The organism is Oleiphilus sp. HI0125 (assembly GCF_001635355.1).
In genome coordinates, this window is record NZ_LWGF01000594.1 from 1 (window position 1) to 506 (window position 506).

The 506-nt window shown below is 52.2% G+C and carries 1 protein-coding gene; it reads left to right on the forward strand.

Going from position 1 to position 506, the window contains the following annotated elements:
• Positions 1-506 (forward strand): VCBS domain-containing protein (locus A3762_RS07565; protein WP_197469122.1); only part of this gene is annotated, 506 nt, incomplete at both ends.

Below are 506 nucleotides of genomic sequence, written 5' to 3' on the forward strand. Positions count from 1 at the left end.
TGTACTAAAGCAAGATGGTAGCTATAGCTTCGACCCAAGCCACGGTAGTTATAACCATTTGGCGCAAGGCGATGTACAAACCATCACCATCCCTGTGACAGTAACTGACCTAGCTGGCGCGACTGATACCAAGAATCTTGTCATCACCCTAACGGGCACAAATGACGCGCCGGTATTACAGCAAATCCAAGCGCAAAGCGTGACAGAGGATGGCCAATTGCTAACGGGCCAGCTTACAGCAACGGATACTGACGACCATGAAACGGCCACCTACACCGCACCGACCATAGACGGTTTTACGCTAAATGCCGACGGGTCGTACACCTTTGATCCCAGTCACAGCGCCTATCAACACTTGGCCGCAGGTACAGACCAAACTGTCACCATTCCGATTACGGTGACCGACCAAGACGGTGGTACCGACACGCAGAATCTCGTCATTACGGTTCATGGTAAAGACGATGCAGCTGTAATAACGGGGGCAAGCACTGGCGCAGTGACTGAAG